Annotated in this window: 1 protein-coding gene; it reads right to left on the bottom strand. The window is 40.6% G+C overall.

Annotated features, from left to right (window positions below; translation table 11 throughout):
- Positions 1-181: 181 nt before the first annotated feature.
- Positions 182-394, bottom strand: a 213-nt coding sequence (locus FH871_RS33700; RefSeq protein ID WP_212768410.1) for a hypothetical protein, incomplete at its 5' end; no start/stop codon positions are given.

Below are 394 nucleotides of genomic sequence, written 5' to 3'. Positions count from 1 at the left end.
CGCTAGCGTTCATCCTGAGCCAGGATCAAACTCTCCATTGTAAATAACTTAACTTAACATTTTACTGTTATGTCGTCGAATTGGTTGTTTTGGTACTTCTGTCCACTACGTCAAAGAACATATTTTCCACGTTTGGAAAACGGTGACTGAGAACCCGAAAACGGGTGTTTCAATCGGCAAGCTATTTTCTCTCTACTCTTTCCCCGATTTGGGACTGCAAAGGTAAGGGAAGGTTTTGAAAAATCAAAATAAAAAAGAAAAAATAATTTTTGGCTGCTTTTTCTTTTTTCGCTCCTAAGCCTTTGTATATCAATTGCTTAGTTGCCCTTGCCCCGCGTCGTATCCCCGATTTGGGACTGCAAAGTACCGCATTATTTTCCCCTTTGTCAAGACC

Origin of the sequence: Larkinella sp. C7, assembly GCF_006149005.1 — a bacterium.
Taxonomy (GTDB): Bacteria; Bacteroidota; Bacteroidia; order Cytophagales; family Spirosomataceae; genus Larkinella.
Note: the sequence above shows the minus strand (reverse complement) of the source record. Positions and strands in the feature narration are given on the sequence as shown.